Raw genomic sequence first — 16,198 nt, 5'->3', positions numbered from 1 at the left:
TGTCTCTTTCCCTAAGTCTGTGAGTAGACCGTTGTAGTATTAATTAAGTCACAACAATTTTTCAATTTCTGGATGTGACTATCTAGTGTAACCTTGTAAATATTGTTGGTAAATAACATACCAGACCAATGAAAACATAAAAAGATGGAAAGAAAATGAAGATTAGTCCCCTTACGAAACAGTTAATTACAGAAACGATTTTAAAGACTTCCATCCGTAAACCCAGCCAGTTTAATCTCCCGCCTGCTGCGCTTAGAAAAGCCCTTGAACAGTTCTGCAAACTTTTTCCTGTAGACAAAAATGTTGAAATACGATCCTTAAAACTGGCAGGGCTGAATGCAGAGGAAATCAAGCCACAGCAAGAAGCCACCCAGCTGATTTTCCATATTCATGGGGGTGCCTTTTATTTGGGTTCAATGAAGACCCATCGTGCTTTTATGAGCCAGATTGCTGCCCGTACCCAGATGCAGATGCTGCATGTAGATTATCCACTTGCTCCTGAAGCACCTTATCCAGCCGCACTGGATGCCGTTTTCAATGTGTATATGCAACTGTTAGATCAAGGCGTGCAAGCCAAAGATATCATTCTCTCTGGAGATTCTTGTGGGGCAAATCTGGCATTGGCGCTAGCCCTGAAAATTCAGAAACTGGAACTTCCGCAGCCCAGTGGTCTGATCCTGCTTTCTCCATTTGTTGATCTGACCCTGACCAGTGAATCCTTGCGCTACAATCAGGTACATGATGCCCTGTTATCCATTGAAACATTAGAAAGTGGTATTCAATACTATGTACCTTCGTCGATCGAGCATGGCAATCCTGAAGTATCACCTTATTTTGCCGACTTAACTGGTCTGCCACCCATGCATATTCAGGTCGGTTCCAAGGAAATTCTGCTGGATGATGCGCAGCGTCTCCGTGATAAGGCCCTCGCAGCAGGGGTTGAAGTAGAGTTCAAACTATATACTGGTATGTGGCACAATTTTCAGATGTTTAGCGCCTGGTTTGATGAGGCCCGACAATCTCTGGCTGATTTGGCCGACTTTGCACACCGTCTGGATCGGGACTAAAAGCCCAGTTTTTATATTTTTCAATTTTCAGGATGGTGCAGGAAAATTTTCTATTTGGTAAATATTTAAAAAGCCAAATGCATCACTGTGACCTGCCTATCCTGTAATCTTTTCGCATGTTACAACGATGTAAATTTCAAACTTTACTAAAATGACCTAGCTGTACAAAATATAACCATTCTCTTTCGCAGTATATTCATGTTATCTTAAGCCCAAGAAATAAAACATTTTATTTATTACGATATTTATAATTTAGAATGGTCATTATAGGATACAGCCTTGTATGAAGCGTATCTCGCCTGCTCTGCAAGCTATTTTCAAGTATAAAATTACCAAGTATCTGGTTGAAGAAGAAGTGGTGATGAATTGGGGGATACTGAAAAAATGTATCCTCATGCTTGTACTTGGCTGTGGTATCCATCTCAGCTGGATGCTTTGGGATATCTTTGTTTTACTCAGTCCTGAATATTGGCAATATGTGGATATAAGCGTGGCAAAAATGCAGATTATCCTCAATAGCCTGTTTTTACTGATTCTGCTTTGCCTGATTTATCCCTGTTATAAATTTCGAAATAACACCCGCGTCGAACGTTATCTGCCCTATATCTCAGTCGGCATCTTTGTGGTTTCCCTTTGCCGTGATGCCTATATTGTTGGTGTCGTCAGTCCAGTGGCCATGATTGCCTATGTGAGCCTGATTACAGTAGGGCTGGTCCTGTTTTCTCGAACGCTGGTATATAGCATGCTGATTCCAGCTTCAATTTTTCTCAGTATTTGCGGTTATTTGAGCTATACCGGCCAGCTTACTTATTCACCACTTTTTACCATTCCAGGCAAACTGTTCTATAACGGTTTCTGGCTGGTATCCATGTTGTATTTTATTCTGCCTATTCTGACTATCTGTATGATGCTGTTTGAAATCCTGCTCAGCCAGTGGCGACACCGTGAAAAACTGATTCAGCACCTAAGCCAGATTGACCCATTAACCAATCTGTTTAACCGACGTAGTATCAATCAATGTCTGGATAAACTGAATAGCGTGAAACTGGAAAGTTATGCCTTAGTTTTGTTAGATCTGGATCATTTCAAGAGAATTAATGATTACTATGGGCATCATAAAGGTGATGAAACCCTGATCAGGGTGAGTGAGGCACTCACCCAGCTGCTACGTGAAAGTGATGTGGTTGGCCGTTTTGGTGGTGAAGAATTTATTCTGGTTCTGAAAAATTCCAATCTGGAAAAGGCAGCTCAGGTGGCTGAACGCTGCCGTACTGCAATTCAGCAACTGGAAATTTATAGTGATGATGGCCAGCGCATTCATGTCACCGCAAGTTTTGGTATTGCCTTGTCCAGTCCAGAACTGCGTCCGCAACAGTTATTGAGTCAGGCAGATAAAGCCCTGTATCAGGCCAAAGCGAGTGGTCGTAATCTGGTTAAAGCCTATAACGCTACACTTGATGGCGGGATGCAACTGCATCATTCGTGATTTAATTGGCTTTTCCATAATTGCACAGTACATAAAATTATTTTATTGCGCTTGAACAAAACGTTCTATTTGTTCTAATAATTCAGCTTCAGTAAAAGCCCCAGTCAAACGCAAGCCGCGAATCTCCTGTTGCCGGTCATTCAAGAAGAGATATGTCGGTGGACCCAGAATTTCCCACTGATTTAACAGTGCTTGATGCGTTACATCATAATGACTGAGATCCAGTTTGATCAGAAAATACGGTGCCAAAGCCTGCTGTACCTGAGCTGATTTTAGCACCCGGTGTTCGATGGGCTGACAGGCCACACACCAGTCGGCATAGACATCGACAATAACTCGCTGCCCTTTTGGTACTGTAGCCAGTAACTGCTCAAAATCGGTAGCAGTCGCTGCGACATGCCAAGTCGCCTGTTGCTGAGAAGTTTCAACAAAAAAGCGCTGACTGTGCTGATACTGACTATAAATAATATACGGCACTGCCGTTGCCAGGCAGATGATATACAACCATCGCAGTCCGGTATTTATCCAAAACAAGCGTGCCAATATGTAGGCCACAAAGCTTAAACCCAGCCCAAGAGAGAGCCACTGTAGTGCTGCTTCTGAAATCAGGGGGCGAATAAAATACAATGCCAGCGCCAGCATGATAAAGGCAAACAGAACCTTAACTTGATTCATCCAATGTCCCGCTCTAGGCAATATACGCGAACCGAGAACACTGGCTAGTAGCAAAGGAGTTCCCATACCAAAGCCTAAGGTAAATAGAAGCAAAGCACCCTGCCACTGACTTTGGGTTTGAGAAATAAATAGTAATGCCCCTGCCAGCGGTGCTGTCATACAAGGACCCACCAACAGTGCTGACACCATGCCCATCATACTGGCACTGACCAGAGTCCCGCCCTGTTGCATGGCTTGAACCTGATCCAGTCGATGTACCAAACGCTGTGGCAACTTGATTTCAAACAGACCAAACAGGTTGAGGGCAAAAGCCACAAATAATAGGCTAAAGGCAATTAAAGTAGCGGGCTGCTGTAGCCAGCGCTGGAAATTTAGTCCGGCAGAAGAAGCAATCAAGCCCAGTACTGCATAGACCAGAGCCATACTGATGACAAAGCATAAGGCAACCATCCAGGCCTGCATTCCGCGTCGATCCCGCACAATCAGTGAGGTCAAGATCGGTAACATTGGCAAGGAACAAGGCGTGAAAGCCAGCAGCATACCTAAGCCAAAAAACAGCAACAGGCCATAGCCTAATGAACTTTCTGCCAGTTGTTCAGACCATTTCTGGTCTTTGGCAGCAAAGCTGGAGCCATCCTTATTATCTAATGTACTCACCTCGACAGATTCAGAACTATTATTCAGAATAGTATTTTGCTGGTCTGATGAATTGCTCAGATCAAGTAACTGTTTAGAACTAGCTCCTGTAGGCTGATATTGCACCAAACCGGATAGATCAGTTTTAAATTCAACTGTTTGTGGTGGATAGCAGAGCCGATCTTTGGCACAACCTTGCCAGGTCACCTGATAGGTTTGCGAGGCTTGTGTCGGAATATTGAACTGTAATTGTTGATAGTAAACCTGAGTCTGACCGTAATTATCATCATGCAGGTCTTCAGCAGGTGGCAAATCCAGTTGCAGTGTTTGACCACCCTGCTGAACTTCCACCATATGCTGATAGATATAATAGTTGTCTGGAATTTCCCAGCTGAGTTCCGCCTGCTGCGGACTGCTGGAAACCACCGTAAATGGAAAAGCCTGATCAGGCGACAATAAAGGTGCTTGCGCCTGTACTGCACAACTTAGCAGCAGGCTCCCGAACAGGATTCGGCAGCCAGATCTACTCCAGGCTTTCAGTTTTTCGGCATCCATGACGACTGGTCAAAACTCCTAGAACAGGAACGCTACGCCCAGACCTGAGGTATAACTCTTATCAGTACCATTCAGATCCACGCCCACGCTGGCATCCAGCTGAACACGATCATTCAGGGCATACATTACGCCTGTACCCAGCCCATATTCATAATCCTGGCTTTCAGCCTTGCGATAGACAAATTCCGAGAAGCCTGACCATTTGTCAGTAATTTTATATTGAAGTGTCGGTACGGCCTGGATGGCCCACTGATCATCCTGCCATTCATAGCGCATGGTAACTGAAGTATTGACCAGATCATTATATTGATAAGCCACAGCTGAACTTAAACTATAAATATCTTCTTCATTACTAAAGCCTGGATTACCTGTCGCAATCAGTGCTTCAGCCAGTAAGGCCATTGAAAGTCGCTCATCATCCAGATCAATGGCTTTTTTCAAACCAATACTGACATCACCGAGACCATCATCTTCTGATTTAATGCCATCTATTTTACTTTTAGACCAGGATGGGCCCTGCCAACCCAGTTGTAATTCTAGGCTGTCACTTAAACCGGTACGCAACAACATATCGGCATTGAGTGTGGTGCTATAGTCATTGCCTGATTCAACATAGCTGGCAGAAGGCAGGCCCTGTTCCCAGGCTAACTGCCCTACTGGTATCGTCGTCGTGCTAAACCCCGTGCCTGGACGGTCGAAAGCAAAATCTGCAGCAAATACCTGCGCGCTCGCAGTTGCCAGTGCCACAAAACCCAATGTCTTTAATGTTGTCATAGATTGCTACTCTTTCTTTTTAAGTCTTAAGCGAGTTCTTTGGACATCTTCGCGCCACGGCTACGCAGCAGTTCCAGTGTCTGCTTTTCTTCTTCCAGTGCTTCTGCCCAGTTAATTTCATCAAAGTCACAGTCAAAGAACAGATCACAGATTGAAGATAGAATCGTCAGGCCGTCTTCATCCCGGGTATTTGGATCGACATTTTCATCCAGTAAACGTTGTACGGCAGGTACACAGGCAGCACTGGCGGCGTCCCAAAGTGGACCATAAATTTCTTCGGCATCCCACAGGTGCAGATTCACTTTGGCTGCAATCAGGGCATCCAGAATATCAAGATGCACTTGAAGCTTCTGTTGTTTTTCTTCGTTAGATAGAACATTGCCCGCTTCATAAGCCTCGCAAACTTCTTCCCACCACTTGAACAGACCATCTGACCAGACAGAAATGACCGGGCCTTTTTCCATATCAATAAAATTTGGGTTGAGTCCATCTGCCAGGAGCTTTTTCACCTGATTCAGATCCAGTTCTTCGAGTGCTTGCACAAAAAGCTGTTGTTGCGCAGTTAACATGATGGAGCTCACTTCAATTCGTTTTCGACTATTATGCCGAATAAAGCAGGATTTGTTTTATTCTCATTCGTTTATTTTATCTAAAATTGAAAAAAGCCCCGTAGGGGCCTTTTTCATCTGCAAACTTTTTATTCTTCTATATCTGTAACCGTTTCTTCGGCAAGTTTTAGCGGATTACCACGCACATTGTCTTTTTTCTCAATTACATGTTCCAGGCTGCGTTTTAAACGATCAATGGCCCCACGAATTGCGGTATCAATATTGTGACCATGATGGTTGACCACAATTGGCTTCAAGCCAGCAGGACGTGCTTCGATCATGCAGCGAATATCATCATCGCCACCTTTTGCGGCATTTTCATCACTAAGATGCACGGAGAAATGGGTAATACGCTCACTGTGGCGCTGGAATTCCTGATTTAATTCGGTACGAACGTAAGTAATTAGACGATCACTATTGCGAATATTTTTATCGGTACGGAGTTCAATGTTCATAAAATACCATCCTCAAATCATTGTAACTTTTTAGTGCAGATTTTTTATCTTGGCACGTTTGTAGCTTGTTGTTTTGTATTGCATTTCACTTCTTCAAATCGTTTTGGATTAACCCTCCACATTGAATGATGAACACATTTTTGAGTCTGCAGAACCGTGTCCTTATACCTTGAATATCGGTCCTCTCTTAAAAATATGCAAGTGATATTTTGATTTTTTTAGCAAAAGGACAACCAATAGTGACAACTGCTTACTTACGCGGAAAACAATTGATTGAAACGATACAAAAGCAAGAATATTCACGCGATTTAATCGGCTATCACGGCACCCCCCCACATGCACAGTGGCCCAATGCTGCCCGAATCGCGGTACAGTTTGTATTGAACTATGAAGAAGGCGGTGAAAATCATGTCGAACATGGTGATAGCGGTTCCGAGCAGTTTCTGTCCGAAATCGTGGGGGCTGCCAGTTTTCCGGCAGTACATCGCTCCATGGATTCAATGTATGAATATGGCTCACGTGCTGGTTTTTGGCGTATTCATGAGGAGTTTCAAAAACGTGGCTGGCCTATGACAATTTTTGGAGTCGGTATGGCACTGGCTCGTAATCCTTATATCGTCGAGGCCATTAAGGCGGCTGATTATGATGTGGTCTCACATGGTCAGCGCTGGTTGCATTATCAGGATATGGAGATTGAAATTGAACGTCAGCATATGGATCAGGCCTTAAGCGTGCTGACTGAACTCTTTGGTGAAACACCAATTGGCTGGTATACCGGACGCGACAGTCCTAATACACGTCAATTATTAGCTGAATTTTCTCAGATTAAATATGACTCTGATTATTATGGTGATGACCTCCCATTTTGGAGCACCTTAACTGAACCAAATGGTCAAAAACGCCCTCATTTGATCATCCCCTATACATTAGAGTGCAATGATATGAAGTTTAGCTCTCCGGGTGGTTTCAATTCAGGTGAGCAATTTTACCAATATTTAAAAGATGCCTTCGATGTGCTCTACAGTGAAGGGGAAACTGCACCAAAAATGATGTCAATTGGCATGCACTGTCGCCTGCTCGGACGTCCGGGACGCTTCAAAGCCTTGCAGCGCTTTATGGATTATGTACAGAGCCATGACAAAGTATGGATCTGTCGTCGCAACGATATTGCACAGCATTGGTATACGCATCATTTTCCTGCGCACCAAGATTAATCATTCACTCAAATCATCCAAAGAGAGCCTCATGCTCTCTTTTTTTATTTTGACCTTTTGGTTGCCCCCCTATTAGGCGATTTTCAACAATTTGGCATTGTTATTGCAATTTCCAGTGAGAAATATGGATAACAAACTTTAATTATGCAATTAACTGAATTTAACCAGGCATCTGACAGCGATATTGAACTGCTGCTCAAGCAGTGTGTGCATATTGACCGTTGGGCTAAAGAATTAAAACAGCAACGACCTTTTACTTCATGCGATGAGCTGCTCGAAGCTGCCAAAAGACAGGCACAGACCTGGACTTGGGAAGAAATTTACAAGGCGCTCGCAACCCATCCTCGGATTGGTGAAAAGCAGGCACAGACTGCTTTAACCGCCAAAGAAGAAGGTTTTTCCGAACGGGAACAGGCCTCGATTTCACAAGATGAAGAAACTCAAGCCGCTTTGCTAAAAGGCAATCTGGCCTATGAGAAAAAATTTGATTTCATCTTCCTGATTCGCGCAGCAGGTCGTAGTAGCGAAGAGATTCTGACAGCATTGAATTACCGCCTGGTGAATGACCTGGATACTGAAAAGCGTATTGTTCATCAGCAACTTTTAGAAATTGCTTTGTTACGTCTGGCACAGGAGATTGACTCATGATCAGCACCCATATTCTTGATACTCATCTGGGTAAACCTGCAGCCGATGTTGAAGTCAAATTAATGGATGCCACAGGTCAGGTATTGGCGACTGCTAGCACCAATAATGATGGCCGGGTACTGGTGCCGGATTTTGGCTTAGACATTATTAGCACCGGTGACTACAGCATCGAGTTTGCAACCAAAGCCTATTTTGATGTCCAAGGCTTGGCTACATTTTTCCCAAAGGCTGTGATCCATTTCAGCATTTTAGATGCTGCTCAGCATTATCACATTCCATTACTCATCAGCCCTTTTGCTTATTCGACCTATCGCGGTAGTTAAGTTAGCCCGCTCATTATTCAGAATAGAGAAGGATTTTATATGTCAGAACAAGAAAAAACTGTCTCACCCGAACACGAATTTTTAGGGGTTGGAAAAAGTGCGGCTTATGGCTTGCAGCATGTATTGACCATGTATGGCGGTATTATTGCCCCACCCCTGATTGTGGGTACTGCTGCAGGCCTGAGTGGTATGGAAATCGGTCTGTTGATTGCCGCAGCACTATTTGTAGGTGGCCTGGCAACGATTTTACAAACAGCAGGCGTAAAATATGTCGGTGCTCGTTTGCCTTTGGTACAAGGGGTATCTTTTGCTGGCGTAGCCACTATGGTGGCGATCGTGACCACCGGAGGAGGATTGCAGGCAGTCTATGGCGCTGTAATTGTCTCTGGTCTGATCGGTTTCTTCCTGGCACCCTATTTCTCTAGAATTATCCGGTTTTTCCCACCGGTAGTCACTGGCTGTGTGATCACCATCATTGGTCTGTCCTTACTGCCAGTTGCAGTACGCTGGATGATGGGTGGCAACAAAAATGCTGAAAACTGGGGTAGCGCAGAAAATGTTAGCTTGGCGCTAATGACCTTAGCTATTGTGATTTTGCTGAATTTATCCCGCAATGCCACAGTACGTCGTTTGTCCATTCTGCTATCTATTGTATTAGGAAGCATAATTGCAGGTTTAATCGGTTTTGGTGACTTTTCTAAAGTGGCAGATGGCGCATGGTTACAATTCCCGAGCTTCTTTGCTTTTGGCATGCCTACTTTTGAACTGACAGCCATTCTTTCCATGTTGATTGTGACTTTGGTGATCATGACTGAAACCACGGCTGATATTATTGCAGTTGGTGAAATTGTTGGCACCAAAGTCGATGCTGACCGTATTTCTGATGGTTTGCGTGCGGACATGCTATCGAGTGCCGCAGCCCCTATCTTCGGTTCGTTTATGCAAAGTGCTTTTGCACAGAATGTTGGACTGGTAGCGATTACTGGAGTTAAGAGCCGTTTTGTTGTGACCGCAGGCGGCATTATTCTGGTGGTACTGGGCTTGCTACCCATTATGGGCCGTTTAATTGCGTCTATTCCCGTACCGGTGCTGGGGGGTGCAGGCTTGGTGTTATTTGGAACAGTTGCAGCCAGTGGTATTCGTACCTTAGCGAAGATTGACTATAACGAGCAAAAGAACCTGATCATTGTAGCAACGTCAATTGCTGCCGGTATGGTGCCTATTATTGATCATAGTTTTTATGCAGATTTTCCAAAATGGATTCAAACTTTATTCCACTCTGGTATTAGTTCAACCTGTTTAATGGCCATTTTACTGAATATCTTATTCAACCATTTAAACTGGTTTCAGACTAAGAATTTGGCCAATGCTGAACCGGTAGTAGATAGCCACCACTAAACCTGGGTTAAAAAAGTTGGTCGGAATATTGCATATAAATTTCAGTTACCGATCAATTTTCACTTTATTTTTACTTATTAATCTGTATGCTTTATCTGCTTTCTTGGGGGAGAGATTTTAAATGAAACTTAAACAAATCGTAGCACTTTGTGCATTGGCTTCTACTGCGGCTGTTACTCAAGCAGCACCTATCTGGCAAGACTTTAGCTTAACAGGTCTGTATGGTGAAAACTATGCTGTCCCTTTTGCAGGTGATGACAACAAACAGACCACGATTACTGCTGAATATGCAGCAGGTCTTAAGTATGGCGATTTTTTTGCTTTTGCTGACCGTAGTAATACTGACTTTGGTAATGAAACCTATTTCGAAGTTGCACCACGTTTAAGCCTGGGCGCTGTAACAGTTCAAAAACTTGAATTGGGTCCAATTAAAGACGTTCTTATCGCGACAACTTGGGAAGGCAGCGCTAGCGCTAATACTGACTTTAACAACTACTTATATGGTATTGGTTTTGCACTTGATATTCCATACACAAGTTATGCGAATATCAATTTCTACAAAGCTGACAACGATGACACACCAGATGATTATCAAATGACCATCACTTATGCAGTGCCATTTAAAATCGGTTCTGAAGAATTCCTGGCAGATGCTTTCCTGGATTGGTCAACTGCTGAGAAAAATGGTCACGCAAGTGAATTGAACTGGACATCTCAGTACAAATGGAATGTAGGCAAACACATTTCTCCTGAGACTAAACTTTACCTTGGTATTGAGCATTCTGTCTGGAATAACAAATATGCCATTAAAGGTTTAGATCAACACGATGTCAGCGCTCTTGTGAAGTATCACTTCTAAGAGATGTTATCTTAAAAGCAGAACTTCGGTTCTGCTTTTTTTTATTTCTTTAATTTAACTTAATCAGTAGGTGGTTCAATGAGTGCAGTTCAGATCCGTACAGCCAATATAGACGACCTTGAAAGTATCCTTAATATTTATAATCAGGAGATTATCAACGGTACTGCCACCTGGAACCATACTGCGATGGCATGGTCAGATATACAGGCCTGGTTCAAAACCCTTCAAGATCAGAACTATCCGGTACTCGTTGCAGAACATCAGCCTACAGCTAAAGTCATTGGCTATGCCAATTATGATGAGTTCCGTAGTATTCAGGGTTTCTCTAAAACAATTGAACATTCGGTCTTTCTCCATCCTGACTACACTGGTCAAGGGATAGGAAAACAGTTGTTATTGCGCTTAATGGAAATTGCCAGCAGGCAGGGCATACATATCATGGTGGCAGCAATTGATTCGGAAAATATAGCCTCCATTCATTTGCATCGAAAACTTGGCTTTATTCAAACGGGTTATATGCCACAGGTGGGAGAAAAATTTGGTCAGTGGCGTGATCTGGTCTTGCTTCAGCTGAACCTGGATCAAAATTCACTTTAGATTTTTCTATATTAAAAACTGACTGCAACAAGAAAATACAGAGATAAAAAAAAGGGCTTACGCCCTTCTGCTGATCAATCATTGTTATTATTTTATATGCTTATTATCATGAATTTTCATACAAGTTTCAGTCCAAAGGGTTACCGATAATATTGCTAATAATGCCTTTCATAATATGTGGGCCATTTTCACGACGTAATTCTTCATACCATTCCATTGTTACCTCTTTATCTTTCATATGAGTGACATCACAGCGCTTACGCGCACGCAGCACCAGTTCATTCGCACGTTCATTGCGTTTATTCTGATAGCGACGTAATGAGTCCTGTAATCCCAGTGTATTGATCTGAAGTGCACGAGCCAGATAGATGGCATCTTCCATCGCCTGGCAACCGCCTTGACCAATATCCGGCGTTGTACTGTGGGCTGCATCGCCAACAATGACGACATTGCCTTTGTAAAAATCGGCAAATGGTTCGATGTCATGAATTTCGACACGATTGGTACGCTGCTCATCAATTGCCTCAATCAGCTTTTGAACCTGAGGGCACCAGTCTTTAAAGTATTCTTTGAGTAATGTTTTATATTGGCTACGCTCATTCTCTAGCCCTACTGGCAAGGGCACATCAAAAAAGAAGTAGAAACGGTTATTTGCAACCGGCATCAGTGAAGCACGTTTACCCTCACCGACAAAAGTGGTCCATTGATCAGCAGGGGCTAAATCTTCCGATACCTCAACCAGACCATTCCAGTTCACATAACCGGCATATCGACGCGATACAGTTTCACCGAGCACATAAGCGCGGGTCATGGAATGGGTTCCATCGGCACCAACCAGCAAGTCTGTTTGAATTTCTGAACCATCTGCAAAGCTAACGGTGACCTGTTGTCCATCATCATTGAGCGCCACCATTTTTTTACCGAGATGAATATCAGCATGACCAAATTCATCCATCAGCATATTCTGTAATTCGGCACGAGAGACCGGATATGGACGCTGTCCTACTTCTTCAATCAGCGGATAAAGGCTGAACTGGGTCATCACATCGCCAGTCAGACCATCAACATAAGCCAGATTATCCATCTGCCCGCCCAGTTGGGCGACCTGATCAGTTAAACCTAAATAATTCAGGCATTTCACCCCATTGGACCAGAGAGAAATCGCAGCACCCACGGGCAAGATCTGTTCGGCCTGCTCATAAATGCTGACCTGATGTCCGAACTTCTTTAATGCAATGCCTGTGGTTAAGCCCGCCATCCCGGCGCCAATAATGGTGATATTCATTGTTCCCCCTAAGTTCATAAATGTTGATCCATCTCAGGGAGACAAAGCGAAAAGTGTGCCATTTTCCGAATAGTTTCAAATACCCAGATTTAAGTTGGCACATGCTGTGCATTATTTTTTAAAGAACTGCCTTGTTTTGGGGAGAAAAAACAGGGCATTGGCTATGTTTAGCCTGTAAGAAATGACAGTTGAATAGATTTAGAATGGAAGATTGATATGGCGACCCTGTTTGCACCTGCTTTTGAAATACCTGCACAGTTACAGCAACTTACTAATCTGGCAGATGAGCGTATTGGTGCAAAAGTATTGCAATGTTCAGATGATTTTTTTGCTGAAGCACAGCGCATGCTCCAATTTACAGCACCTATTTTTGTCGAAGATAAGTTCGATGATCATGGCAAATGGATGGACGGTTGGGAAACCCGCCGCAAGCGTCATGCCGGCTATGACTGGGCAATTGTAAAGCTCGGTGTTGCGGGAAAAATTAGTGCACTGGATATTGATACCACTTTTTTTAGTGGCAACTATCCTGCCTCCGCTGCAGTTGAAGCCTGCTATGCACCAGATCAGAACCTGGAGCAGGTTGAATGGCACCAAATTTTACCAAACAGTATATTAGGTCCAAGCCAGCATCATATTTTTCAAGTTGCTTCAGAAAACACTTATACCCATTTGCGTTTAAATATCTACCCGGATGGTGGTGTAGCCCGTCTACGCGTTTATGGGGAGGTCCAGATTCAGTTAAAAGACAGCAATGAAACTCTGGATCTGCTGGCACTAGAAAATGGCGGTCGTGTGATTGCCTACAGTGATGCGCACTTTGGTCATCCACGTAACCTGATTAACCCAGGCCGTGGCATCAATATGGGCGATGGCTGGGAAACCAAACGTCGCCGTGCTCCAGGTTTTGACTGGTGTATTCTGGCTTTAGGCCAAGCTGGAAAAATTGAAAAAATTGATATTGATACTGCACACTTCAAAGGTAACTATCCAGCAGAAGTCTCTATTCAAGCCGTCTATATAGAAGATGCGACTGATCCGCAACTGATTCCACAAAGCATGTTCTGGCCTTTCCTGCTTGAAGCCCAGCCCATGCAGATGGATCACGTGCATAGCTTTATCAATGAAATTCTGGCACATGAAAAGATTTCACATATCCGTGTGAATATGATTCCTGATGGCGGTATTAGCCGTATCCGTTTATGGGGAAAGGTAGCTGATTAATGCGATTGACCCTCCCTCTCCACAGGATGGTCAATCGAACAGCTGTTTTAACAGATGGCAGTGGACCTGATCTCAGAATCGGGTTCACTGCCAAACTTTATCCATACCTTCTGACAGATCAAATCCGCTCATTTACTTTCTACTCACATTTTCCTCAAAGTATCCTTCTTGCTTACTTAATATACAGGGATAAAATAGTGAGATTAATCAAGAAAGTCTTGTCATAAAAATACGAGCAAAGGGAATATAAAAGAATGAAAAATACCATCCAAATTCAGTTATTAACCAGTGAAAACTTTGCTCGTTTTGGTGAAGTCATCAGCTGTCAGGGTAATGACTATTTCCATATCAACGATGCACATACCGAGCGTTATCATGCGCTGGTGATGACTGAAATTATAGGAGATGCCAAAGCGGGGATCAGTATTTTTAGAAATATTAAAAGTACACAAATTCCTTTTGAAATCTCCATGCTGGAACGACATCCGAATGGTTCTCAAGCCTTTATCCCCATGCAGGGACAAAAGTTCCTGATTGTCGTTGCGCCAAGTTTGGATACAGATACTCCGGATCTGTCTCAGCTTTGTGCATTTATTACAGATGGGACACAGGGGATCAATTACCGGGCAGGTACCTGGCATCATCCCCTGCTGACCCTAGAGGCGCCCAGTGATTTTGCTGTGGTCGACCGGATTGGTACCGGACATAATTGCGATGTCTATCAGTTTCCTGAAATACTTAAAATTGAAGGAAATCTATTCTAATCACAAGACCGATATTTACTTGAAGTATGCTATATGTTTTATTCAGAATAAGAATTAAAACTGAGCAAACCATGTATAAGTCTTTAGCTGCTATCGCCCTGACTGCTTTGAGTCCTCTTTGTTTTTCAGATACCCCCTTTCAACAGGAATTACGGGCTGGCTGTGCCAAAGTCAAAAGCTATGCAGCCACTGGCAAGCAATTCTATGATCAGAAACAGTATGCCAAGGCCGTTGAACAGTTTGAACAGCAGGCAGCATGGTCAAGCTTTTGCAGTATGAATGTAGAAGATGGCGGCATTGCTTTTACCGAGCACGCAATTAGTACTGCGTTTAATAATGTTGGCCTGAGTTATGCCAAACTAGGCAAACCGCAATGGGCACGTGCCTGGTTTTCTGTCTATCCTGACGCTAAAAACAGTCAGTTCAACTTGAAACAGCTTCCTGCCCCAAGGCAAAGTTCTCACCTGTCTGGAAAATATGTACGTTACGCGGGTTTTGGGCAATGGAATACTATTGAAGTGAAACGTATTGCAAAGTCCTATGCAATAGAATTTAATGGCTTATATATGGGAATTCGCAGTCTGATTTATGGACCGAATATCGGTGAATTCCAGACCACCATGCCATTTAAGAAAACTCAAACCAGCTATCGTGCAGATGACTGTAAAATTGATTTGGATTTTAAATTTGATTCAAAAGTTGGGCAGCAGCTTCATGTAAAAGAAACTAACATCATGAGTTGTGGTTTTGGTCATAATGTGTCGGCGAGTGGAGTTTATTTGAAAGTTGAATAAATCTTCAATTTTATAAAAATTATCATTTAATATACCGCAGACAATAAAAATAGATTAGAGGGAAACGATGGCAAAATTTTTAAATACTAGCGCAACGAATTTCTTCCTGGAAGAGCTGATTAAGAGTGCAAAAGAACGTTTAATCCTGATTAGTCCATACTTGCGTTTGAATGATCGAATTAAAGAGTTATTAGAAGATAAAGATCGGCTAAAAATTGATATTCGCATCGTATATGGGAAGAGCGATCTACATCCAGAAGAGATTAAATGGCTGCAAAAACTTGATTATGTCCGTCTTAGTTTCTGTAAGAACTTACATGCTAAATGCTATCTCAATGAGTCTGAATGTATTATCTCAAGCTTAAATCTCTATGAGTTTAGTCAGGTCAATAATAATGAGATGGGCATTCTGGTTCGCAAATACGAAGATGATATTGTCTTTAAAGAAGCCTACGAGGAAGCTCAGCGGGTTATACGTATCAGTGAAGAAGTCCGAATTAGTCTAGATGAAGTGAAAAATGAATCTGGTTCTAAAGAAACTGAGGTAGATGAAGAAAGTAATACTTTTTCTAGACTTACCACGTCTAAACTCGCCGCAAAGCACAAAATTAAAACAGCTGATTTGCTCGATAAGATGACAGAGAAAGGTTTTCTAAAACTCAATGAAAATGGTAAACACCTTCTAACTGAGCAAGGAAAAGAAATTGGTGGTGAGTTTAGACCAAGTCAGTATGGCGGCTATTTCCTCTGGAATGAAAATACCGAGATCTAAATAAAAATTTTAAGTCTCCTCTCCTTCTAGGAGAGGGTTAGGGTGAGGTTGTAAATCCTCCAAA

At 43.0% G+C, this 16,198-nt stretch carries 17 protein-coding genes; 12 read left to right on the top strand and 5 right to left on the bottom strand.

Translation table 11 applies throughout. From position 1 onward, the window contains the following. Positions 1 to 155 precede the first annotated feature (155 nt). Positions 156 to 1,067, top strand: coding sequence for an alpha/beta hydrolase (locus tag BK820_RS03785; RefSeq protein ID WP_071320152.1), 912 nt, complete (start codon positions 156 to 158; stop codon positions 1,065 to 1,067). Between the two features lie 283 nt (positions 1,068 to 1,350). Continuing rightward, positions 1,351 to 2,553 (top strand): GGDEF domain-containing protein, encoded by a 1,203-nt coding sequence (locus tag BK820_RS03780; RefSeq protein ID WP_071320151.1) that lies wholly within the window; start codon positions 1,351 to 1,353, stop codon positions 2,551 to 2,553. A gap of 42 nt (positions 2,554 to 2,595) precedes the next feature. On the opposite strand, the gene dsbD is transcribed toward BK820_RS03780, so the two are convergent. The 4 genes from dsbD to BK820_RS03760 all read right to left on the bottom strand — a co-directional run bounded on the left by dsbD (position 2,596) and on the right by BK820_RS03760 (position 6,256). Next, positions 2,596 to 4,419, bottom strand: a complete 1,824-nt coding sequence (dsbD, locus tag BK820_RS03775; protein WP_071320150.1) for a protein-disulfide reductase DsbD — start codon at positions 4,417 to 4,419, stop codon at positions 2,596 to 2,598. Between the two features lie 18 nt (positions 4,420 to 4,437). Further along, entirely contained in the window at positions 4,438 to 5,193 is a 756-nt protein-coding gene (locus BK820_RS03770; RefSeq protein WP_071320149.1) for a transporter, read from the bottom strand. Between the two features lie 26 nt (positions 5,194 to 5,219). Beyond that, positions 5,220 to 5,762: an ankyrin repeat domain-containing protein gene (locus tag BK820_RS03765; protein ID WP_071320148.1), complete on the bottom strand. Its 543-nt coding sequence runs from the start codon at positions 5,760 to 5,762 to the stop codon at positions 5,220 to 5,222. Between the two features lie 128 nt (positions 5,763 to 5,890). After that, on the bottom strand, positions 5,891 to 6,256 hold the full coding sequence (locus BK820_RS03760; RefSeq protein WP_004813805.1) for an HPF/RaiA family ribosome-associated protein: 366 nt from the start codon (positions 6,254 to 6,256) through the stop codon (positions 5,891 to 5,893). Positions 6,257 to 6,495: 239 nt separating this feature from the next. Here BK820_RS03760 and puuE point away from each other — a divergent pair, with 239 nt between their 5' ends. The 6 genes from puuE (at position 6,496) to BK820_RS03730 (ending at position 11,295) form a co-directional block, all read left to right on the top strand. Then, complete coding sequence (puuE, locus tag BK820_RS03755; protein ID WP_071320147.1) at positions 6,496 to 7,470, top strand: allantoinase PuuE; 975 nt, start codon at positions 6,496 to 6,498, stop codon at positions 7,468 to 7,470. A 144-nt stretch (positions 7,471 to 7,614) separates the two neighbouring features. Continuing rightward, entirely contained in the window at positions 7,615 to 8,118 is a 504-nt protein-coding gene (gene uraD / locus BK820_RS03750; protein ID WP_048882167.1) for a 2-oxo-4-hydroxy-4-carboxy-5-ureidoimidazoline decarboxylase, read from the top strand. Further along, a complete protein-coding gene (uraH, locus tag BK820_RS03745; RefSeq protein WP_005220531.1) occupies positions 8,115 to 8,441 on the top strand; it encodes a hydroxyisourate hydrolase in 327 nt (108 codons plus the stop codon). The genes uraD and uraH overlap by 4 nt, the downstream gene beginning before the upstream one ends. Positions 8,442 to 8,480: 39 nt before the next feature. After that, on the top strand, positions 8,481 to 9,839 hold the full coding sequence (locus tag BK820_RS03740; RefSeq protein WP_071320146.1) for a nucleobase:cation symporter-2 family protein: 1,359 nt from the start codon (positions 8,481 to 8,483) through the stop codon (positions 9,837 to 9,839). Positions 9,840 to 9,960: 121 nt separating this feature from the next. Beyond that, positions 9,961 to 10,698: an outer membrane protein OmpK gene (locus BK820_RS03735; protein ID WP_071320145.1), complete on the top strand. Its 738-nt coding sequence runs from the start codon at positions 9,961 to 9,963 to the stop codon at positions 10,696 to 10,698. 78 nt (positions 10,699 to 10,776) lie between these two features. Then, positions 10,777 to 11,295, top strand: coding sequence for a GNAT family N-acetyltransferase (locus tag BK820_RS03730; protein WP_071320144.1), 519 nt, complete (start codon positions 10,777 to 10,779; stop codon positions 11,293 to 11,295). Positions 11,296 to 11,422: 127 nt separating this feature from the next. Here BK820_RS03730 and hpxO read toward each other — a convergent pair whose 3' ends face one another. Then, positions 11,423 to 12,580: an FAD-dependent urate hydroxylase HpxO gene (gene hpxO / locus BK820_RS03725; RefSeq protein WP_048882163.1), complete on the bottom strand. Its 1,158-nt coding sequence runs from the start codon at positions 12,578 to 12,580 to the stop codon at positions 11,423 to 11,425. Between the two features lie 216 nt (positions 12,581 to 12,796). Here hpxO and alc point away from each other — a divergent pair, with 216 nt between their 5' ends. The 4 genes from alc (at position 12,797) to BK820_RS03705 (ending at position 16,134) form a co-directional block, all read left to right on the top strand. Continuing rightward, the gene (gene alc / locus BK820_RS03720) at positions 12,797 to 13,804 is read left to right on the top strand and encodes an allantoicase (protein ID WP_071320143.1); all 1,008 of its coding nucleotides are present in this window, start codon (positions 12,797 to 12,799) and stop codon (positions 13,802 to 13,804) included. A 254-nt stretch (positions 13,805 to 14,058) separates the two neighbouring features. Continuing rightward, positions 14,059 to 14,568: an ureidoglycolate lyase gene (locus BK820_RS03715; protein ID WP_071320142.1), complete on the top strand. Its 510-nt coding sequence runs from the start codon at positions 14,059 to 14,061 to the stop codon at positions 14,566 to 14,568. A gap of 71 nt (positions 14,569 to 14,639) precedes the next feature. Then, on the top strand, positions 14,640 to 15,362 hold the full coding sequence (locus BK820_RS03710; protein WP_071320141.1) for a hypothetical protein: 723 nt from the start codon (positions 14,640 to 14,642) through the stop codon (positions 15,360 to 15,362). A 67-nt stretch (positions 15,363 to 15,429) separates the two neighbouring features. Next, on the top strand, positions 15,430 to 16,134 hold the full coding sequence (locus BK820_RS03705; RefSeq protein WP_071320140.1) for a phospholipase D family protein: 705 nt from the start codon (positions 15,430 to 15,432) through the stop codon (positions 16,132 to 16,134). Positions 16,135 to 16,198 lie beyond the last annotated feature (64 nt).

Source organism: Acinetobacter sp. LCT-H3 (assembly GCF_001866125.1).
Taxonomy (GTDB): domain Bacteria; phylum Pseudomonadota; class Gammaproteobacteria; order Pseudomonadales; family Moraxellaceae; genus Acinetobacter; species Acinetobacter schindleri.
Note: the sequence above shows the minus strand (reverse complement) of the source record. Positions and strands in the feature narration are given on the sequence as shown.